A 19,996-nucleotide genomic window follows, 5' to 3' on the forward strand; every position below is an offset into this window, starting at 1 on the left:
GCGGCCCGAACCGAGATCCGCGAGGCTACCGAGATCCAGACCCGAGCTACCCGCGTCCGTGCCGCCCGCGCTGCCCGCGTCACCCGTGGACCCGAGGGCCGCCGCGCTACCCACGACTGGGAGGGCCAGGCTGCCGAACGGAAGCGCCAAGCTACCCAGAGCGGCCTCACCCAGGCTGCCCAAGTCGAGATCGCCACTGCCCGCAGTCAGCTCACCACTGCCGGTGTCGCCACTGCCCGTGTCGCTGCCGGTGTCGGCACTGCCCGTGTCGCTACCGGAATCGCTGCCCGAACCCAGGTCCGAGAGGCTCCCGGCATCCAGCCCCAAGCTGCCCAGTACAAGCTCGCCCAAGCTGCCCAAGTCGAGATCGCCACTGCCAGCAGTCAACTCACCACTGCCGGTGTCGCCGCTACCGGAGCCGCTACCCGAATCACTGCCCGAACCAAGGTCCGCGAGGCTACCGAGATCCAGACCCGAGCTACCCGCCTCGGTACCACCGGCACTACCCGCATCGCCTGTGGATCCGAGCGCCGCCGCACTACCGACAACCGGCAGGGCCAGGCTGCCGAACGGAAGCGCCAAGCTACCCAGAGCCGCCTCACCCAGGCTTCCCAAGTCCAGATCACCACTTCCGGCAGTCAGCTCACCGCTGCCGGTGTCGCTACCGGAATCGCTGCCCGAACCGAGATCCGCGAGACTGCCGAGATCCAGCCCCAGGCTACCCAGAGCGGCCTCACCCAGGCTGCCCAAGTCGAGATCGCCACTGCCCGCAGTCAACTCACCACTGCCGGTGTCGCCGCTACCGGAATCGCTACCCGAACCGAGATCCGCGAGGCTACCGGCATCCAGTCCCAAGCTTCCCAACGCGAGCTCGCCCAGGCTGCCCAGATCCAGATCACCACTGCCCGCAGTCAGCTCACCACTACCGGTCTCGAGGCTGCCCAGCTCGATACCCGAATCGCTACCCGACCCGAGGTCCGCGAGGCTACCGAGATCCAGACCCGAGCTACCCGCCTCGGCACCACCGGCGCTACCCGCATCACCAGTCGACCCGAGCGCCGCCGCACTACCGACAACCGGCAAAGCCAGGCTGCCGAACGGAAGCGCCAAGCTACCCAACGCGGCCTCACCCAGGCTGCCCAGATCCAGATCGCCGCTGCCCGCAGTCAGCTCACCGCTACCGGAATCGCTACCCGAACCGAGATCGGCGAGGCTACCCAGATCCAGCCCCGTGCTGCCCTCACCGAGGCTGCCGAGCGCAAGCTCGCCCAGGCTGCCCAAGTCGAGATCGCCACTGCCCGCAGTCAGCTCACCGCTGCCGGACTCGAGGCTGCCCAGCTCGATACCCGAATCGCTACCCGACCCGAGGTCGGCGAGACTGCCTAGATCCAGACCCGAGCTACCCGCCTCGGTGCCACCGGTGCTACCCGCATCGCCTGTGGATCCGAGCGCCGCCGCGCTACCGACAACCGGGAGAGCCAGGCTGCCGAACGGAAGCGCCAAGCTACCCAGCGCGGCCTCACCGAGGCTACCCAGATCCAGATCGCCGCTGCCCGCGCCCAGATCAGCCAGGCTACCCAGGTCCAGATCGCCGCTGCCTGCAGCGAGGTCCCCACTGCCGGCGGGAAGATCCAGGCTCCCCACAGCCAACTCGGCAAGGCTGCCGAGATCCAGAGCCGGGTTCGCACTGCCCGCTGTCAGGTCCGAGCTACCCGCGCTGCCCGAGTCGCTTCCGGTCTCACTGCCCGACGCGAGGCTCCCGAGGTCCGTACCGTCGCTGCCGGTGCCGAGGTCAGCAAGGCTGCCGGTGCCGAAATCGGCGCTACCCGCTGGCAGCCCCAGGCTGCCGAGAGCGAGATCCGCGAGGCTCCCGAGGTCGACTCCGCCTTCACCGGCACTCCCCAGCGCCAGTTGCGCCAGAGCGGCCAGGTCGAGGCTGCCGTTGTCCGATCCCAGGTCGGTCAGGCTGCCGAGGCCGGTGTCGCCACTTCCGGGAGCATCGCTGCCCGTGTCTGCGCTACCCGCGCCCGCGTTGCCGACGCTTCCCGCAGCCAGATCACCGATGGCCCCGAGTCCGAGCTCGACGCTGCCCAGACCGAAATCGCCTTGGTCGCTGCCGGTGTCGCCGATGCTTCCGGTGTCGCCCGTGCTGCCGCCGCCGGCGTTCCCGAGGCTTCCGAGCCCCAGATCGGGCACGACATCCGCCACGCTGCCCGCATCCACACCTCCGCCGCCGAGGCTGCCGGTGCCGAGGTTCGCGAGGCTGCCGAACGCCGTCTGCGCAAGATTCGCCAAGTCGAGGTTGCCGGCGCTGCCCGCGTCGATGCCGCCGTTGGCGCCACCGGGGCCCGCGGTGCTGCCGACGCCGGCATCACCGTTACCGCCGACGCTGCTGCCCAGACCTGCGAGTCCTCCGTTGGCGCCGCCGTTCGCGCTGCTGCCGAGTCCGTTCTGCGGGGTGGGCTGAGCCTGAGCGACCGCCGGTGTGGCAATCGTCAAAGCCCCGACCGCGGTGGCCGCGACCATGATTCGGCTCTTCATCCGCAGTGTTCTCAAGTTACGGGCCCTGTGGGTAGACATCGTTCCTCAACCTCCTCGATCGGCATGCCAGCGACGCACAACAAACACCCAGCCGCATGAAGACAGAAAACAGGCGAAGAACGCCCCCCGAAAAACCCGTCAGACCCCCATCTGAACGGATAGCAAAACCCCCAGCCACATGCTTACCGGCGTGATCAAGATAGCATCTCGAACCTATATCGATAGCCCCCGCATTCGGCGAAGCCGGCCGAATTCCATTCGCGGAACTAACCAAACCCGGTGCTGCACATGGCCGATCTGCGGGTTTCGATCAGGAGCCGAATGACACCGCGGGGTGATTCACCCCGACATTCACCCTGAGGTTGGCTTTCGATGGAGAACCGCAGGAAGACGGACGATTCCGCCTGTAACGACGACGCGCACAAATGCGATCACGCGCGCCCGTTGCGGCCTATTCACTGACGATGCATCCGGCGACCACGCCAATTTCCGGCGCGCTTCACACCCCCGTGGATCCGGGCAGACGAAAACGCACACCCACAGAGCATCTCCTCGATCGCCGGACTGCGTCTAGTCGATCCGGTACGAATGCCCGTGCATGGTCGCGTGCTCCTTGGCCCACCCGTAGTCGGGCTTGCCGCTCGGAGTTCGCACCACCTCGTCGGCGGTCCAGTAGGTCCTCGGGATCTTGTAGCCGGCCAGCTGACTTCGGGCGTGCTTCTCGACGGACTCGAAGTCCGGTTCGACGCCGTCTCGCACGCGGACCACGGTGGCCACCCTGCTACCCCACCGCTCATCAGGGACACCGATGACGATCGCGTCGTAGATGTCGGGGTGTGCCTTGACCACGGCCTCGACCTCCTCGACAAATACTTTCTCGCCACCCGTGTTGACGACCATGTTGCCGCGCCCCAGAAGGGTGATCGATCCGTCGTCCTCGATCCTGGCCCGGTCCCCGGTGACCACGGCACGCTGCCCGTCGACGACCCGGAAGATCTCGGCGGACCTGACGGGATCGTTGTAGTACCCCACTGGGACGTTGCCGAGCTTCGCCAACCATCCCTCGGCCCCGGAACCCGGTGTCAGCAGCCGGTTCTCGTCGTCGACGACGACCGAATACTTGTTCGCCCCGACCTTGGGTCCGCCGTGCTGCTCGAACCCCTTGGTGGCGAATCCGATTCCACCGAACCCGGTTTCGGACGATCCCACGGAGTCGGAGATCATCAAGTTCGGCAGGACGTCGAAGAATGCGTCCTTGACCGCGGCGGAGAACAGCGCCGCACCGGAGGCGAGCACGGCCAGGCTCGACGTGTCCCGGTCCTGCTCGCGATACGCCTCGACGAGGGGCCGTCCCATCGCGTCGCCGGTGATGACCATGACCTGCGGCCGGTACTCGGCAACGACTTCCCACACCCGGGACGCATCGAATTTCGGTTCCATGATGACGGTGTTGCCCGAGAAGAAGGCCGTGAACGTCGGCATCATCGCCGAGGTGTGGATCAGTGGCGGCAGCATCACCCAGCGCATCGCCTCGCCCGCCGCCACCCCGACCCGGGACTGCTGGAACTCGTCGGCGATCGGCTCGCCGGTGTAGAAGTCCAGTCCGCCGCCCAGTACCCGCCAGATGTCCTCGTGACGCCAGACCACGCCCTTCGGCCGGCCGGTGGTGCCGCCGGTGTAGAAGATGTAGTGGTCATCCGCGCTGCGCTCCTCGAAGCCGCGCGCAGCACTGCCCCCGGCGAGCGCGTCCCGGTACGCGACGGCTCCGATGACCTCGCACTCGTCGCCGATCGCCAGCTCGTCGGCCACCGAGACGAGGTGTCGGATGCGCGGAACCTCGGGCAGCACCTCGGCGACCCGGTCCGCGAAACCCTGATGGAACACCAGGCCTTCGAGGTCGGCGTTGTCGTAGAGGTAGCGCAGTTCGTCGGACGTGTAGCGGTAGTTCACCGTCACCGGGATCGCCCGGAGCTTGAAGGCGGCGATGATGACGACCATCGTCTCGATCGAGTTGTGCATGTGGACGCCGATGTGGCTTCCCGCGCCGAACCCGGCGCCCTCGAGGTGGTGGGCGAGTCGGTTCGCCCGCTCGTCCAGTTCGCGATAGGTGACCTGCTCGCCGGAGACGATCATTGCGAGACGGTCGGGCATCGCGTCCACCGAATGCTCGAACAGGTCAGCGAACGTATAGGCCATGCGGATGTCCCCTGTCTGGTCGGCCGATCAGATCACATAGAGCGGCAACGGAATTCCACGGTCTTCGAAGGTGAATGCGGCACCGGTGCTCACCTTGGTGATCGCGACCTCGACACATTCGGGTGCGGGTTCGTCGGTGACGTCGACGATGGCGTGCAGACCCGCCGGGTCCTCGCCGGTCACCCGCACGGTGAAGCGCGGGTTGACGCCACGCACCAGCGCCTGCAGCGCCTCGAGGTGTCCGGCGTCGATCAGCGTGGGCCAGCCGCCGTCGGCGTCGACGAGCCCGTCCCGTCGGATGGTGAGCGTCAGTTGCTCTCCGTCGAAGCGGATCTCGCTGTCCACGTACTGCTTGGGGTTCAGCAGCGGATGCACGGACAGCACGGTCGCGAGGCCCTCCAGATCGTCCGGCAGCCCGAGTGCGTCGCGGATCCGCTGCGCGGTGACGCCGGCGATTCCGGTGAGCTGCTTGCGGGTGATCTCCACCGCCTTGTCCTCGTCCACCCGCTTGCGGACCGCGATCAGGAAGCCGAGCGCGAGCAGGTGCTGCTGGAGGCACACCTCCTCGGCGATCCGGACGAGCGCGGACTGCGAGAAGTCTTGGAACCTCAGATCGGACAGCAGCGGTCCCGCGTAGTCGTGATTGCCGTCGCCGCCGGTGTCGATCGGGCTGAGTTCGACTGTGTAGGCCGCGGTCCGGCCGATCTGCTCGGTGTGCGGCTGCATCGTCGGCGGGACGTGCGCGTCGTCGATGACGACCGTCCACGCACAGTGCGGGTGCCGATCCGCCGGTCGGCGCGGCGGACGGTGGATGGGGCGGACCTGCGCGTGCGGATTGGTGGCCAACGCGGTCGCGTCGAAGGTGGGGTCCTCGATGTCGTGGCACATCGCCGTCACGTACTCGTCGCCGAGCGGTTCGACGTCCATCAGCGCACCACAGTGGTCGAGCCAGAACTCCCCGTGGTGCGGATCGTCCACCCGGAATCGGAAGTCCATGAACTGCGGCGGCGCCCCGATGTCGAGTTGCAGGCCCTTGAAGATGGTGACCACGTCGTCGCCCTCGTAGCGCAACGCACGCTGCATGCGGCGGGTGTACCACGGGCTCGACGCCTGCCACTCCTCGATCGCGACCTGCGCCATGCCCTCCCGCCCGAACTCGACGATCAGGTGGGCCATGCCGGACCGATCGATGAGCTGGCCGCAGAGCAACAGCTCCGGGACCAGCGTCGCGAGATCGACCCGCGAGAGCGCCCCGAACGAACGCGACGACTGCGCCTCGGTGCTCACCACAGCGGAACCGGGGCCTGTCCGGCCGGGTACCAGCCCGGCAGCTTCTCGCCCGAGATCGAGCGCTGGATGCGGGCCTGCATGCCCGCCGAGAGCGCGTTGTTCTGGATCATCTCCATGAACAGCGCCGACACGTTGCCGAAGTCGAAGAAGTCGCGCTGCCAGGACCACTGGAAGTTCCCGGAGTACCGGAACCAGCTGCCGCCGATGCCGTACACCGAGTAGTTGGTGCCGTCGGGACGCGCGGCGTCGGAGATCTGCTTCCACAGCCCGATCACGTTGCCGCTGCGCTCGTCGATCACGAACTCCTGGTAGGGGTACTCCCAGCCCTCGAGCCCCTGCATCTCCAGTCCGAGTGCGACCTCGCGGATCTCGTCCCGCCCCACCGCCATGAAATCCTGCTTGGGCCCGTAGTTCCAGCCGTAGGTGGCGTCCTCGGTGTAGAAGTCCGCCAACGGCTTCCAGTCGCCGGCCGCCTCGGCCTTCTTGTTGGCGTCCACCCAGCGCTGGACCATCTCGTCCAGTTCACCGCGGTCGAATCCGGTCATGCTGTCGTCTCCTTCGATAGTCCTGGTGTGGGTACGAACGCGAAATCTCTTCAGTCCTCGACGATCCGCAGGGCCTGCGTCGGGCAGTACCGGACCGCGTTCTCGACGTCGGCCCGCAACGACTCCGGCGGGTTCGCGTCGAGGATGGTGACCTTGCTGCGCTTGGGCACCTCGAACACGTCGGGCGCCTCCAGCTCGCACGCGGCATGCCCCTGACAGAGGTCGAGGTCGGCTTCGACGCGCATGATCAGGCCTCGCTCGCGTGGGCGACCGGGCACCCCGCCGGAGCCGCTGCCGCCGCGCCGACGGACGCCGCCCGGGTGGTCCGTCGCCGATAGCGGACCCGACACGGCTGCTGCAACTGCACCACCATCTTGCTGTGGTCGTTGCGGTACGAGTCGGCCGGCTGCGCCATCTCGAACTCGTAGTCGCGCAGCAGAATCGAGAAGATCGCCTTGAGCTGCATCTGCGCGAACGCCGCCCCGACGCAACGGTGACGACCCGCTCCGAACGGGATCCACGTCCAACGGTTCGCGGTGTCCTCCTGGTTCGGGTCGATGTACCGGGCCGGATCGAAGGCGTCGGGGTCCGGGAAGTCCTCCGGGATCCGGTTCGAGATCGCCGGCGTGGCCGCCACCAGGTTCCCCTCGTGGATCGAGAAGCCGCCCACCTCGAAGTCGCCGCGGGCGACCCGGAGCAGGATGATCAGCGGCGGATGCAACCGGAGGGTCTCCTTGATCACGGCCTCGAGCACCGGGATCTGCCGCAGCGCATGGAAACTGATGTCGGCACCGTCGGCGTACAGCTCGTCGAGCTCGGTGGTGACCTGCCGCATCGCGTCCGGGTGCCGCAGTAGCTCGATCAGCGACCAGGCCGCGGTACCCGAGGTGGTGTGGTGGCCGGCGAACATCATCGAGATGAAGATGCCGGTGATCTCGTCGGCGCTGAACCGCAGGTTGCCGTCGTCGTCCTTGATCGAGACCAGGACGTCGAGCATGTCCCGATCCTCTTTGCCCTGAGGAGGATTCGCGATCCGGCCGTTCATGATCCCTTGGACCAGCTCGACGAGCGCGACACGTGCGGCGTCCCGGCGACGGAAGCTCTCGATCGGGGCGTACGGGTCGACGAACGCGATCGCATCGGTGCCCTGTTCGAGTTCGTGGTAGAGCTTGGCGAACCGGTCGTCGAGTTCATCCCGGAACTTCTTGCCGATCAGGCACGCCGACGAGGTGTAGATGGTCAGTTCGGCGAAGAACTCGAGCAGATCGATCTCGCCCTCGTCGCCCCACCGGGAGACCATGTCCTCGACCTCGACGCCGATCGTCGCCGCATGGCCGCGCATCTGCTCGCCGCGCAACGCGGAGTTGTGCAGCATCTCCGACCGGCGTTCGGGGCTCGCGTCGAACACCACACCCTCTCCGAAGATCGGCTTCATGAATGGGTAGGCGGCCTGTTGGTCCAGATCCTCGTCGGAGGAGCGGAAGAAGAACTCGTTGGCCTCGGCCCCCGTGAGCAGGACGACGTCGCGGTCGACCAACCGGAACACCCCGACGTCGCCGCACTCCTCACGGACGCGGCGCATCAGCGCGATCGGGTCGGTGCGCAGTTCCTCGAGGTGGCCGTGCTCGTGCAGGCCGCCGGACACGCGGGGCGGATCGGTCAGGGTCATTTCGTCTCCTCGGACTTCGGAAGCGGCGCGAGCGGCGCCTCGGGCTGGACCTCGACGAGGACGAGGTGGACACCGCGGGGTGCCCCCACCACCGCGACAACGGCGTTCGCCATGTCCGACGCGCGCAGCATGTAGCCGTGGCGAGCGAAGCCCCACTTGCTCCACAGTTCGGCGACCGGCGCGAGGATCTCGGGCGTGGAGTTCATGCCCATACCGGTGGCGGTCGGTCCGGGTCGCACGATGGATGCGCGAATCCCGGTGCCTTCGAGTTCCATTCGCATCTGACGACCCATCGCCTCGAGGCCTGCCTTGGCCGCGTCGTAGGCGCCCATCATGGGGCGTTGACGGTCGGCGCAGTCCGAGCCGATCAGCACGAAGTCGCCGCGCCGGCGCTCGCGCATCCCGGGCAGGACGCGGTGCGCGAGCCGCTGTGCACCGATGAGGTGGACGTCGATCTGCTTCGCGAAGCGGGCCGGATCCATCTGGTCGGCGGCACCGAACTCGAGGTCCCCGGCACCGGAGACGACGATCTCGGCCGGGCCGAGCGCGTCCTCGGCGGCCGTGACGAACACGTCCACCGAGGCGTCGTCGGTGACGTCGAGGAAGTGGGCGAACGCCTCTCCGCCGTTGCTGCGGATCTTGTCCGCGATCGCCTCGGTCTCCGCCACCCGACGGGCGCCGAGCGCGACCGGGTGCCCCAGGTCGGCGAGCGCGTAGGCGGCGGCCTCACCGATTCCGGACGACGCGCCGCTGATCAGCGTCGGCCTGCGGGCGGGGTTGGGTTCGAAACGGGGCATCAGCGCACCTGCACCTTCATCGGCAGGGCCGCGAAGCCCCGCACGTTCGTGGAATGGACACGTTCGATTCCGGACTCGTCGACCTCGTATTGCTTGACCCTCTTGGCGAATTCGGCGAGGGCGATGTTCGCCTCGAGCCGCGCGAGATGCGCACCGAGGCAGAAGTGCACGCCGCCACCGAAGCTGACGAGCTTGTTGGTGGAGTCCCGGCCGATCCGGTACCGGTCGCCGTCCTCGAACACGTCGTCGTCCCGGTTTGCGGACCCGATCAGCAGCAGCATCTTCTCCCCTGCCGGCACCGTCTGTCCGTAGTACTCGAGATCGACAGCGGTTGTGCGGGCGACGATCTGGCTGGAGGTGTCGAATCGCAGGGTCTCCTCGACCCAGTCCGTCACCCGCTCCGGATCGTTCAGTACCTGCGCGACCTGATCGGGATTGTGCGCACCCCAGTACGCGGCGTTGCCGAGCAGCTTGGTCGTCGTCTCGTTGCCGGCGACCACCATCAGGAACAGGAACCCGAGGACCTCCTGGTCCGACAGCTTGTCGCCGTCGATCTCGGCGTCCAGCAGCGCCGAGGTGAGGTCCTCGGTGCGCGACCGGCGACGCTGCTCGATCATGTCCTTGTAGTAGGTCATCAGACTGAAGGACGCCTCCACCGACGCCGGCGGCACGTCGAGAACCCCGTCCTCCCGGTGCACCACCAAGTCTGCGAGACGACGCAGTTCCGCGCGGTCGGCCTCCGGCACGCCCATCAGTTCGGAGATGACGTCCATCGGGAGCTTGCCCGCGACCTCGGCGACCCAGTCGAACTCGCCCGCCTCCAACGCCGGTTCCAGGTACTGCCGGGTCAGTTCGAGGATCCGGCCGTCGAGTTCGGCGACGCGGCGCGGGGTGAATCCGCGGGACACCAACTGACGCAGGCGGGCGTGCCGCGGATCGTCCATCGCGAGGAAGGACATCACCAGGTGCGCGTGCGGCCCGTACGCGGCGGGATCGAGCGAGACGCCGTTCGCACTCGACAGCCGGGTGCTGTCCCGGAACGCTCGCAGGACGTCGGAGTGGCGCGACAGCGCCCAGAACCCGATCTCCGGGTTGTGGTAGATCGGCGCCTCGTCACGCAACCGCGCATAGATCGGGTACGGGTCCTCGTGGAAGTCGTAGTCGTACGGGTTGAAGAACGTCGAATCGATCGGCGCTTCGGCGCGGGTCGCACCGGACGGATCCAGCATGTGTTCACTCCAGAATCATTGTGGCGGAACGCTCCAACTGACCGGCCAGGTCTTCGTAGGAGCCGTACCCGATGCCGGCCCGGAGCAGCGCTCCGGCGTACAGGAGGTCGAGGGTCTCGAGAACCTCGGGATCGGCGGGCTTGCCGAGCGCCTCTCCGATTCGGCCGCGAATCTCGATGCCGATCCGCACCCGCAGGTGCTCGACGTCGGGGTCGCTACCGAGGAGCGCATTGGTGACGGCACTCGACAGCGCCGGTTCGTCGGCGAGCAGGAGCGCGATGCCACGCAGCACCGCGACGACGCGACCGGTCCGGTCGAGTCCGTCGGACTCGGGCCGCGGCGACTGCGAGAGCCTGCGCCAGAACACCTCGGCGACGAGGTGTTCCTTGGACGAGAAATAGGTGTATGCGGTCGCGGGTCCGACGCCGGCGCGCGACGCGACCGCGCGGACCGTCAGGCCCGCGAAGTCACCCTCCCGCAGCACCTCCACCGCGGCCTCGCACAGTCGGTCGACGGTCTCGGCCTGCTTCGGCGTCAGACGCCGACGCGTGGACTCGAAACTCATACTAGACACATGTCCGGACACTACTACAGATTCCTGTCCATCGGGAGGGATCACAGGCCGATCTTCATGCCGGCACCGGCGTCGATCCGCAACTGCTGTCCCGTGACGTAGCGCGACTCGTCGGAGGCCAGGTACACGACGGCGTGCGAGATATCCTCCGGTTCGACCCACGGAATCGGCATCGCCTGCATGAACGGGAAGGTCACCGCCGCGTCCTCGGCGGTGGGATTCTCGAGGTCCGGCCGGAAGGTCTTGTACATCGGCGGGCTCTGCAACATGTCGGTGTTGCAGTTGGTCGGATGGATCGCGTTGACCCGGATCGAACTGGGCCCGAGGGTCAGCGCCAGCGAGTTCGTGTAGGCCTGAATCATCTTCTTGGCCAACCCGTATCCGTCACCGCCCGGACCCTGCAGCGCCTGCTGACCATTGAAGCCGGTCTGCGGCACGAGGCCCGCCACCGAACCGATCGCGATCACCGAGGCGCCCGCCCCCAGGTACGGCAGCGCCGCGTGAACGGTGTTGACCACACCCACGAAGTCGACGTCGAACGCGTCGACGAACGCCTGCGGCGGCAGATGATTACCGAGCGGACAGATCCCCGCGTTGGCCACCACCACATCGAGGCGACCCAACTGCGCGACGGCATCGGACAGGCGCGCTTCGAGCTCCGCCCGATCCCGGACGTCCACCTTCGCGGCGACCGCCCTCCCGCCGGCCTTCTCGACCAACTGCACGGTCTCGGCCAGGTCCGCCTCGGTCGCGAGGGGGTACTCGTTGGTGCCGATGTCCGCACAGACGTCGAACGCGATGACGTCGGCACCCTCCTCCGCCAATCGAACCGCATGACTACGCCCCTGGCCCCGGGCGGCACCGGTCACCAGAACGACCTTGCCGGCAACTCTCTCCACGACTGCTCCCTTGCACTACGGCAATGGATTCCGAATGACATTCCATCGGAACGGCATTGCTGGCGACATTTGTTCGTACTATAGTCCAGACACCTGTCCAGTCAGAAAGGTTTTGCGCAATGACGCTTCGACCGACCGACAGCTCCGCGCTCCTCATCGACGGCAAACTGGTACCGGGCTCGGGTGGCGTGTTCGAGGTGATCGATCCCGCCACCGAGGAGGTCGTGGGCAACGCGGCGGAGGGCACGGCTACCGACATGGACGCGGCGATCGCGGCGGCCCGCCGGGCCTTCGACGACACCGCCTGGTCGCGCGATCCAGCCTTCCGGGCACGGTGCCTGCGCCAGCTGCGGGACGCCCTGCAGTCACACATCGAGGAACTGCGCGAGATCACGATCGCCGAGGTGGGCGCACCCCGGATGCTCACCGCCGGACCGCAACTCGAAGGCCCGATCGCGGACCTCGGTTACTTCGCCGACCTGGCCGAGTCGTACGCGTGGGAGTCCGATCTGGGCGTCGCCGCGCCGATGGGAATCAAGACCCGCCGCCGAATCCTCAAAGAGGCTGTCGGCGTGGTGGGAGCCGTCACGCCGTGGAACTTTCCGCACCAGATCAACTTCGCCAAGATCGGCCCCGCGCTCGCGGCCGGCAACACCGTCGTCCTCAAGCCGGCGCCGGACACCCCGTGGTGCGCGGCCCTGGTCGGCAAGGTCATCGCCGAGGAGACCGACATCCCGGCCGGCGTGATCAACATCGTCACCTCGACAGATCACCGACTCGGCGCCCAGCTGGCCGAGGATCCGCGCGTCGACCTGATCTCGTTCACCGGCTCGACCGCGACCGGCAAGGCCGTCATGACGGCGGCCGCGCAGTCGCTGAAGAAGGTGTTCCTGGAATTGGGCGGCAAGTCCGCGTTCATCGTCCTCGACGACGCCGACCTGGCCGCGGGATGCGCGATCGCCGCGTTCACAGTGTGCACCCACGCCGGCCAGGGCTGCGCGATCACGACCCGCCTGCTGGTGCCGCGCGAACGTTACGACGAGGCCGTCGAGGCCACCGCCCGCACCATGGCGGGGATTCGGCCCGGCAACCCGGATTCACGCGGAACCGTCTGCGGCCCACTGATCTCCGCCCGCCAGCGTGCCCGCGTGGAGAGCTACCTGAAGCTCGCCGTCGAGGAGGGCGGGACGATCGTCGTCGGCGGCGGCCGGCCCGCCGAGCACGAGCGCGGCTTCTTCGTCGAGCCCACCCTGATCTCCGGCCTCGACAATTCGTCCCGCGTGGCCCAGGAGGAGATCTTCGGGCCGGTGCTGGTGATCCTCCCCCACGACGGTGACGACGACGCGATTCGGATCGCCAACGACTCCCCGTACGGCCTGTCCGGGTCCGTGTGGGGCACCGACCCCGACCGCGTCCGGCACGTGGTCGAGGGCGTGCGGACCGGGACGCTCGCCGTGAACGGCGGCGTCTGGTATGCCGCGGACGCCCCGTTCGGCGGCTACAAGCAGTCCGGCATCGGCCGCGAGATGGGTGTGGCCGGCTTCGAGGAGTACCTGGAGACCAAGCTCGTCGCGGAACCCGCGACCGACTAGCCGAATTCGACGACAGGAGACAAGCAGATGGGACGTTTCGACGGACGCACCGCCATCGTCACCGGCGCCGCCCAGGGCATCGGCGAGGGGTATGCCCGGGCACTGGCCGCCGAGGGCGCCGACGTGGTCGTCGCCGACCTCAACCGTGAACTGGGCGAGACCGTCGCCAAGCAGATCACCTCCGACGGGGGCTCTGCCGTGTTCAAGGAAGTCGATGTGGCCGAGCCGGATTCGGCGCTGGAGCTGGCGTCGTTCACGATCGAGAGGTTCGGCCGCATCGACCACCTCGTGAACAACGCGGCGATCTACGGCGGCATGAAGCTCGACTCGCTGCTCACGGTGCCGTGGGACTACTACAAGAAGTTCATGAGCGTGAACATGGACGGCGCGCTCAACGTGTGCCGCGCCGTGGTGCCGCACATGCGCGCGAGCGGCGGGTCGATCGTCAACCAGTCGTCCACCGCGGCCTGGGTGTACTCCAACTTCTACGGGCTGGCGAAGGTCGGGATCAACGGCCTCACCCAGCAGCTCGCGTTCGAGCTCGGCTGGTCGAACATCCGGATCAACGCGATCGCCCCGGGCCCGATCGACACCGAGGCCACCCGCACGGTGACCCCCGGCAACATCGTCGCGGACATGGTCAAGCGGATTCCGCTGCAGCGCATGGGCACTCCCGACGACCTCGTCGGCATGTGCCTGTTCCTGCTGTCCGACGAGGCGAGCTGGATCACCGGCCAGATCTTCAACGTCGACGGCGGGCAGGTGATCCGGTCGTGAGCGAACCCACCCGCACGGTCGGCCACATCGGCCTGGGGAACATGGGCGCCGCGATGGCCACCAGACTGCTCGAACGTCCGGGCACGCTGGTGGTGTGCGACGCCCGTCCCGAGGCCGTCGAACCGTTCACGAAGGCGGGCGCGACGGCGGTCTCGACACCGGCCCAGGTCGCGGACCGCGCGTCGGTGATCTCGGTGACCGTGCTCGACGACGCCCAGGTCCGCGATGTCGTCGCCGGGCCGGACGGGATCCTGTCCACGGCCCGGCCCGGCACGGTGATCGCGGTGCACTCGACGATCAGCGACACGACGGCCACCGAACTGGCCGCAACGTGCCGGGCCAAGAGCGTCGACCTGATCGACGCCCCGGTCAGCGGCGGGGCACCCGGCGCGCAGCAGGGCCGGTTGGCCGTCATGGTCGGCGGCAGCGACGAGGCGTTCGAGGCGGTGCGTGAACCGTTCGGCTACTTCGCCGAACTGGTGATCCACGCCGGACCTGTCGGCGCCGGAACGCGGATGAAGCTGGCGCGCAACCTGCTTCACTTTGTCTCGTTCACCGCGGCGTGCGAGGCGCAGCGACTCGCCGAGGCCGCCGGCATCGACATTCGCAAGCTCGGCAAGGTCGTCCGGCACACCGACGCGATCACCGGCGGCGCGGGGGCGATCATGCTGCGCGACACGACCGCGCCGGTCGCCGAGGACGATCCGTGGTTCTCGATCCTCTCCCACGTCCGCAACCTCGGGGAGAAGGACCTCGCGCTGGCGCTGGGCCTGGGCGACCGGTTCGACGTCGACCTCCCCCTCGCCACCCGGGCACTCGCCGGCCTCGGCACCGGACTCGGGGTCGGCACCGGAACCGTTGCCGACCAGTCCGCCCACACCAAGGAGAACGCATGAGCGACCACAACGGCGATGCCGCCACGTCGGAGCGCCGCAAGCGCGGTGTCGCAATGATGAACCAGGTGTACGGCTGGGAGATGCCGGCGGACGTGCCGGGCGACTTCTTCGCCGTCACCGCCGACCACCTCTTCGCCGACGTCTGGACCCGCCCGGGCCTGAGCCTGCGCGACCGGCGCCTGCTGCTGCTCGGAGCGATCGCCGCGCAGGGGCAGACCGACGTCGCGAAGATCCAGATCAATGCCGCGCTGGGCAACGAGGAACTGACCGAACAGCAGATCGAGGAGGCCGCGATCTTCCTCTGCCACTACGTCGGCTGGCCGCTGGGCACCGGGCTGAACAACGCGCTGATCTCGGTCAAGGCCGAGCGCCGCAAGGCCGCGCGGGCGGCGGAGAAGCAGCGATCCGAGTAACTCCGCGCGATTCGGGCACGCCGCCCGCCCGATACGCGGATACTGATTTATAGAACACGTTCTACCCGATGCGCGAAAGGATCCACCTCCATGTCAGAGTCGACGTCCGCGGCCACGCCGGTCCGTCCCCTGTCCGCCGAAACCATCGAGACCTGGGACTACGAGGCCGACGTCGTGATCGCCGGCTACGGCATCGCCGGAGTCAGTGCTGCCGTCGAGGCGGCCCGGGCAGGCGCGGAGGTGCTTGTCCTGGAGCGCGCCGGCGGTTGGGGTGGCGCGGCCTCGCTCGCGGGCGGGTTCATCTACATGGGCGGCGGCACGCCGCTGCAGAAGGCACTCGGGTTCGACGACACCCCCGAGAACATGAAGACCTTCATGATGGCGGCGCTCGGACCCGGCGCCGACGAAGCGAAGATCACCGACTACTGCGAGGGCAGCGTCGACCACTACAACTGGCTGGTCGAGTGCGGCGTCCCGTTCAAGGAGAGCTTCTACGGCCAGCCCGGCTGGGAGACGCCGTACGACGACGGCCTGATGTACTCGGGCGGCGAGAACGCGGCGCCGTTCAACACCATCGCCACCCCCGCCCCACGCGGGCACATCCCGCAGATGGCCGACAAGAAGGTGGGTGAGAAGGGCGGCGGCTACATGCTGATGAAGCCGCTGGTCGAGACCGCCGAGAAGCTCGGGGTACAGGCCCAGTACGACATGCGGGTGCAGACCCTGGTCACCGATGCCACCGGCCGCGTCGTCGGCGTGCAGGCCAAGCAGTACGGCAAGGACGTCGTGGTCCGGGCGCGCAAGGGCGTCGTGCTGGCCACCGGCAGCTTCGCCTACAACAAGGACATGGTCGAGGCGTTCGCGCCCCGCCTGATCGGACGTCCGGGCGCCGCGATCGAGGAGCACGACGGCCGCTCGATCCGGATGGCCCAGGCCCTCGGAGCCGATCTCGCGCACATGGACGCCACCGAGGTCGCGTTCTTCGGCGATCCGCAGATGATGGTCCGCGGCATCCTGGTCAACGGGCGCGGGCAGCGCTACGTCAACGAGGACACCTATCCGGGACGGATCGGTCAGCTCACGCTGCTGCAGAACGACAATCAGGCCTACCTGATCATCGACGAGGACTCCTACGAGGAGGCGAAGACGACGCCGAGTTCGACGCCGTTCTTCCGGTTCCAGCCCAAGTGGGTCGCCGAGACCGTCGAGGAACTCGAGTCCGAGATGGGGCTGCCGGAGGGCACCCTGCAGGCCACGGTCGAGGTCTACAACAAGCACGCCGCGAACGGGCAGGACCCGGTGCTCGGCAAGAAGCCGGAGTGGGTCAAGCCGATCGGGTCGCCGATCGCGGCACTGGACCTGCGCAACTACACCGCCGGCTTCACGCTCGGCGGCCTGCGCACCAACACCGCGTCCGAGGTGCTGCACGTATCGGGCGATCCGATTCCGGGGCTGTTCGCCGCCGGACGGTGCACCGCGGGCGTCTGCGCGTGGGGCTACGCGTCCGGCACTTCGCTCGGCGACGGCAGCTTCTTCGGCCGTCGGGCCGGCATCAGTGCCGCGAAGGGCTGACCGCGAACTGACACTGCGGACATGCCGGATCAATCGGTCCGGCATGTCCGCAGCTGCTGACCTCGGCCGTTCGAGGGTGGATACTCGGAGGGGACCGTCGCCCCGCACGGGGCGTAGTCCAGCCGTCCGGGGATGCGCCCATGACCGACGTCGAGACTGCCGACGGGAACGATCTCGTCGTCGATGCGCTCGAAAACAACGGAGTCACAACGATCTACGGGGTCGTCGGGATCCCGGTCACCGATCTCGCCCGAACCGCACAGGCCCGCGGCATCCGCTACCTCGGTTTCCGTAACGAGCAGGCCGCCGGGCACGCGGCCGCCGCAGCGGGTTTCCTGACCGGCCGGCCCGGCGTCTGTCTCACGGTGTCGGCGCCGGGATTCCTCAACGGCCTCGTCGCGCTCGCGAACGCCACCACCGACTGCTTCCCGATGATCCAGATCAGCGGGTCCAGCGACCGGTCGATCATCGACCTGCGGCAGGGCGACTACGAGGAACTCGATCAGCTCGCGGCGGCTCGCCCGTTCGCGAAGGCCGCATACCGCGTCGACTCCCCCGACCTCATCGGGGTGGGCGTCGGGCGGGCGATCCGGGCCGCGGTGTCCGGACGCCCGGGCGGCGTCTACCTGGATCTGCCGGCCCGCGTCCTGGCCGCGACCGCGCCCCGCGCGCCGCGTCCCCCGCTGGTCGATCCGGCGCCGCGCCAATTGCCCGCGCCCGAGTCGGTCGAGCGGGCCGTCACGCTGCTCGAGCAGGCCGAGCGTCCGCTGATCCTGCTCGGCAAGGGCGCCGCGTACGCCCGCGCCGACACCGAGATCCGCGCATTCGTCGAGGCCACCGGCGCCCCGTTCCTGCCGATGTCGATGGCCAAGGGGCTGCTGCCCGACGACCATCCACAGTCCGCGGCGGCGGCCCGCTCGCTGGTGCTCGGCAGCGCCGACGTGGTGGTGCTCGTCGGCGCGCGGCTCAACTGGATGCTCGAGCACGGCCGCTCGCCCCGGTGGTCCCCCGACGCCCGGTTCGTCCAACTCGACGTCTGCCCCACCGAGTTCGACAGCAACCGGCCGATCGCCGCCCCGGTTGCCGGCGACATCGCGTCCTCGATGACGGCGCTGCTGGCGGCGTTGCGGCCCGGCGCGGTCACGCCATCACCGGAGTGGCTCGCCGAGATCGCGGCGAAGAAGCAGGCGAACACCGCGAAGATGGAGGCGCGGCTGCGCGCCGACGTGCATCCGATGAACTTCGCCGTCGCGCTACGCGCGGTACGGGACGTCCTCGCCGCCCATCCCGACGTGATCGTCGTCAGCGAGGGCGCGAACACCCTCGACAACGCGCGCAACATCATTCCGATCCACCGGCCGCGGCACCGGCTCGACACCGGGACGTGGGGTGTGATGGGCGTCGGACTCGGGTATGCGATCGCCGCCGCTGTCGAGACCGGGTCGCCGGTGGTCGCGATCGAGGGCGACAGCGCGTTCGGGTTCAGCGGCATGGAGATCGAGACGATCTGCCGGTACCGACTGCCCGTCGTCGTGCTGGTGTTCAACAACGGCGGCGTGTACCGGGGCGACGAGACCAACGCGCATTCGACGGATCCGGCGCCGACGGTGCTGCTGCACTCGAGCCGGTACGACACGCTGATCGAGGCGTTCGGCGGCGTCGGCTACCACGCGGAGACGCCCGACGAGGTGACCGCGGCGCTGCGGTCGGCACTGGCCTCGGGTGAGCCCGCGCTGATCGACTGCGTCATCGATCCGGCCGTCGGCACCGAAAGCGGCCACCTGCAGAAGCTCAATCGCCCGGCGCACGAGGAGGAAACATGACCGAACACGATCCCGGCGGACATCTCGATCCCACCAAGCCGCAGGCACTCGAGGGCATCACGGTCGTCGACTTCACTCACGTGCTCGCCGGGCCGACGTGCACCCGTATGCTCGCCGACTCGGGTGCCCGCGTCATCAAGATCGAGCGCCCCGGCATCGGCGACGACACCCGGCAGATGGGGCCGTTCGCGGACGACGGCAGTTCCGAGTACTACCGGTTGGCGAACGTCGGCAAGGAGAGCATCGCGCTGAATCTGAAGGACGCGGACGACATGGCGTTGGTGCGGTCGATGATCAAGCACGCCGACGTGGTCGTGGAGAACTTCCGCCCGGGAGTGATGGCGCATCTCGGGCTCGCGCCGGACGACCTCGTGGCCGAGCATCCCCGACTGATCGTCTGTTCGATCTCGGGGTTCGGCCAGTACGGGCCGATGCATCAGGAGTCGGCCTACGACACGGTGATCCAGGCGCTGTCCGGGATCATGGACGCCACCGGGTGGCCCGACGGCCCCGCGACCCGGGTCGGCACGTCGATCTCGGACATCACCGCCGGCATCATGGGGTACTGCGGAATCCTCACGGCCCTCGTCGCCCGCGATCGGACCGGGCGCGGCACCACCGTCGACATCGCGATGCTCGACAGCACGTTCGCGTTGATGGAGCACGGATTGATGGATGCGCTCGGTCCCCGCGTCCGGCCCACGCGCCTGGGCAACCGGCACCCCTTCATGTATCCGTTCGACACGTTCGAGTGCAGTGACCGCCCGATCGCGATCGCCGTCGGCAACGACCATCTGTTCGAACTCATGTGCGGCGCAATGGGCCTCACTCATCTCCCCGAGGACGCGCGGTTCGCCACCAACGTCGACCGCTGCGCCAACCACACCGACCTCAAGACCGCGATGGAGGACGTGCTGCGCACGGACACCGGCGAGGCGTGGCGGGGCCGCCTCATCGAGGCCGGTGTGCCGGTGGGCATCGTCCTCAACGTCGACGACACCCGGAAGCTCGACCAGATCGCCGTGCGCGGAATGATCAAGACCGTGGGCGGATTCGACGTCCCGGGTACGCCGCTGAAGTTCGGCACCTGGGATTCGCTCGGTGCGACGATCCCCTCCCCCGAACTAGACGACTGCGGCGACATGCTGCGCCGGGAGTTCGCTCCGCGTCCCGACGCGTGACG

17 protein-coding genes are annotated in these 19,996 nt (G+C 68.2%); 7 read left to right on the top strand and 10 right to left on the bottom strand.

Translation table 11 applies throughout. From position 1 onward, the window contains the following. From LCL87_RS00790 to LCL87_RS00835, 10 genes are all read right to left on the bottom strand, one after another. The coding region (locus LCL87_RS00790; RefSeq protein WP_510850675.1) for a beta strand repeat-containing protein at positions 1 to 2,541 on the bottom strand (2,541 nt) is incomplete at its 3' end. A gap of 570 nt (positions 2,542 to 3,111) precedes the next feature. Beyond that, a complete protein-coding gene (locus LCL87_RS00795) occupies positions 3,112 to 4,737 on the bottom strand; it encodes an acyl-CoA synthetase (RefSeq protein ID WP_225015591.1) in 1,626 nt (541 codons plus the stop codon). A 27-nt stretch (positions 4,738 to 4,764) separates the two neighbouring features. Further along, the gene (locus tag LCL87_RS00800) at positions 4,765 to 6,027 is read right to left on the bottom strand and encodes a hypothetical protein (RefSeq protein WP_225015593.1); all 1,263 of its coding nucleotides are present in this window, start codon (positions 6,025 to 6,027) and stop codon (positions 4,765 to 4,767) included. Continuing rightward, on the bottom strand, positions 6,021 to 6,572 hold the full coding sequence (locus LCL87_RS00805; RefSeq protein WP_225015595.1) for a nuclear transport factor 2 family protein: 552 nt from the start codon (positions 6,570 to 6,572) through the stop codon (positions 6,021 to 6,023). Before LCL87_RS00805 ends, LCL87_RS00800 begins: the two co-directional genes overlap by 7 nt. Positions 6,573 to 6,622: 50 nt before the next feature. Then, positions 6,623 to 6,817, bottom strand: a complete 195-nt coding sequence (locus tag LCL87_RS00810) for a ferredoxin (RefSeq protein ID WP_225015597.1) — start codon at positions 6,815 to 6,817, stop codon at positions 6,623 to 6,625. A gap of 2 nt (positions 6,818 to 6,819) precedes the next feature. Next, on the bottom strand, positions 6,820 to 8,241 hold the full coding sequence (gene cyp51, locus LCL87_RS00815; RefSeq protein WP_225015599.1) for a lanosterol 14-alpha demethylase: 1,422 nt from the start codon (positions 8,239 to 8,241) through the stop codon (positions 6,820 to 6,822). Continuing rightward, a complete protein-coding gene (locus LCL87_RS00820) occupies positions 8,238 to 9,038 on the bottom strand; it encodes an SDR family oxidoreductase (protein WP_225015601.1) in 801 nt (266 codons plus the stop codon). The genes cyp51 and LCL87_RS00820 overlap by 4 nt, the downstream gene beginning before the upstream one ends. Further along, positions 9,038 to 10,267 carry a cytochrome P450 gene (locus LCL87_RS00825; RefSeq protein ID WP_225015603.1) on the bottom strand — a complete coding sequence of 410 codons (1,230 nt, stop codon included), beginning with the start codon at positions 10,265 to 10,267 and terminating at the stop codon, positions 9,038 to 9,040. The genes LCL87_RS00820 and LCL87_RS00825 overlap by 1 nt, the downstream gene beginning before the upstream one ends. A gap of 4 nt (positions 10,268 to 10,271) precedes the next feature. Beyond that, positions 10,272 to 10,832, bottom strand: a complete 561-nt coding sequence (locus tag LCL87_RS00830) for a helix-turn-helix domain-containing protein (protein ID WP_225015605.1) — start codon at positions 10,830 to 10,832, stop codon at positions 10,272 to 10,274. Positions 10,833 to 10,882: 50 nt separating this feature from the next. Then, positions 10,883 to 11,740 (bottom strand): mycofactocin-coupled SDR family oxidoreductase, encoded by an 858-nt coding sequence (locus LCL87_RS00835; RefSeq protein ID WP_225015607.1) that lies wholly within the window; start codon positions 11,738 to 11,740, stop codon positions 10,883 to 10,885. Positions 11,741 to 11,859: 119 nt separating this feature from the next. On the opposite strand from LCL87_RS00835, the gene LCL87_RS00840 reads away from it, so the two are divergent. From LCL87_RS00840 to LCL87_RS00870, 7 genes are all read left to right on the top strand, one after another. Continuing rightward, a complete protein-coding gene (locus LCL87_RS00840; RefSeq protein WP_225015609.1) occupies positions 11,860 to 13,332 on the top strand; it encodes an aldehyde dehydrogenase in 1,473 nt (490 codons plus the stop codon). Positions 13,333 to 13,359: 27 nt separating this feature from the next. After that, positions 13,360 to 14,109: an SDR family oxidoreductase gene (locus LCL87_RS00845; protein ID WP_225015611.1), complete on the top strand. Its 750-nt coding sequence runs from the start codon at positions 13,360 to 13,362 to the stop codon at positions 14,107 to 14,109. Then, the gene (locus LCL87_RS00850) at positions 14,106 to 15,005 is read left to right on the top strand and encodes an NAD(P)-dependent oxidoreductase (protein WP_225015613.1); all 900 of its coding nucleotides are present in this window, start codon (positions 14,106 to 14,108) and stop codon (positions 15,003 to 15,005) included. Before LCL87_RS00845 ends, LCL87_RS00850 begins: the two co-directional genes overlap by 4 nt. Next, positions 15,002 to 15,418 carry a carboxymuconolactone decarboxylase family protein gene (locus LCL87_RS00855; RefSeq protein ID WP_225015615.1) on the top strand — a complete coding sequence of 139 codons (417 nt, stop codon included), beginning with the start codon at positions 15,002 to 15,004 and terminating at the stop codon, positions 15,416 to 15,418. The genes LCL87_RS00850 and LCL87_RS00855 overlap by 4 nt, the downstream gene beginning before the upstream one ends. 90 nt (positions 15,419 to 15,508) lie before the next feature. Next, positions 15,509 to 16,990, top strand: coding sequence for an FAD-dependent oxidoreductase (locus tag LCL87_RS00860; protein WP_225015617.1), 1,482 nt, complete (start codon positions 15,509 to 15,511; stop codon positions 16,988 to 16,990). Between the two features lie 140 nt (positions 16,991 to 17,130). Further along, positions 17,131 to 18,813 carry an oxalyl-CoA decarboxylase gene (gene oxc, locus LCL87_RS00865; protein WP_225015619.1) on the top strand — a complete coding sequence of 561 codons (1,683 nt, stop codon included), beginning with the start codon at positions 17,131 to 17,133 and terminating at the stop codon, positions 18,811 to 18,813. Next, complete coding sequence (locus tag LCL87_RS00870) at positions 18,810 to 19,994, top strand: CoA transferase (RefSeq protein ID WP_225015621.1); 1,185 nt, start codon at positions 18,810 to 18,812, stop codon at positions 19,992 to 19,994. The genes oxc and LCL87_RS00870 overlap by 4 nt, the downstream gene beginning before the upstream one ends. Positions 19,995 to 19,996 lie beyond the last annotated feature (2 nt).

It is taken from the genome of Prescottella equi, assembly GCF_020171745.1.
GTDB classification, from domain to species: domain Bacteria; phylum Actinomycetota; class Actinomycetes; order Mycobacteriales; family Mycobacteriaceae; genus Prescottella; species Prescottella equi_A.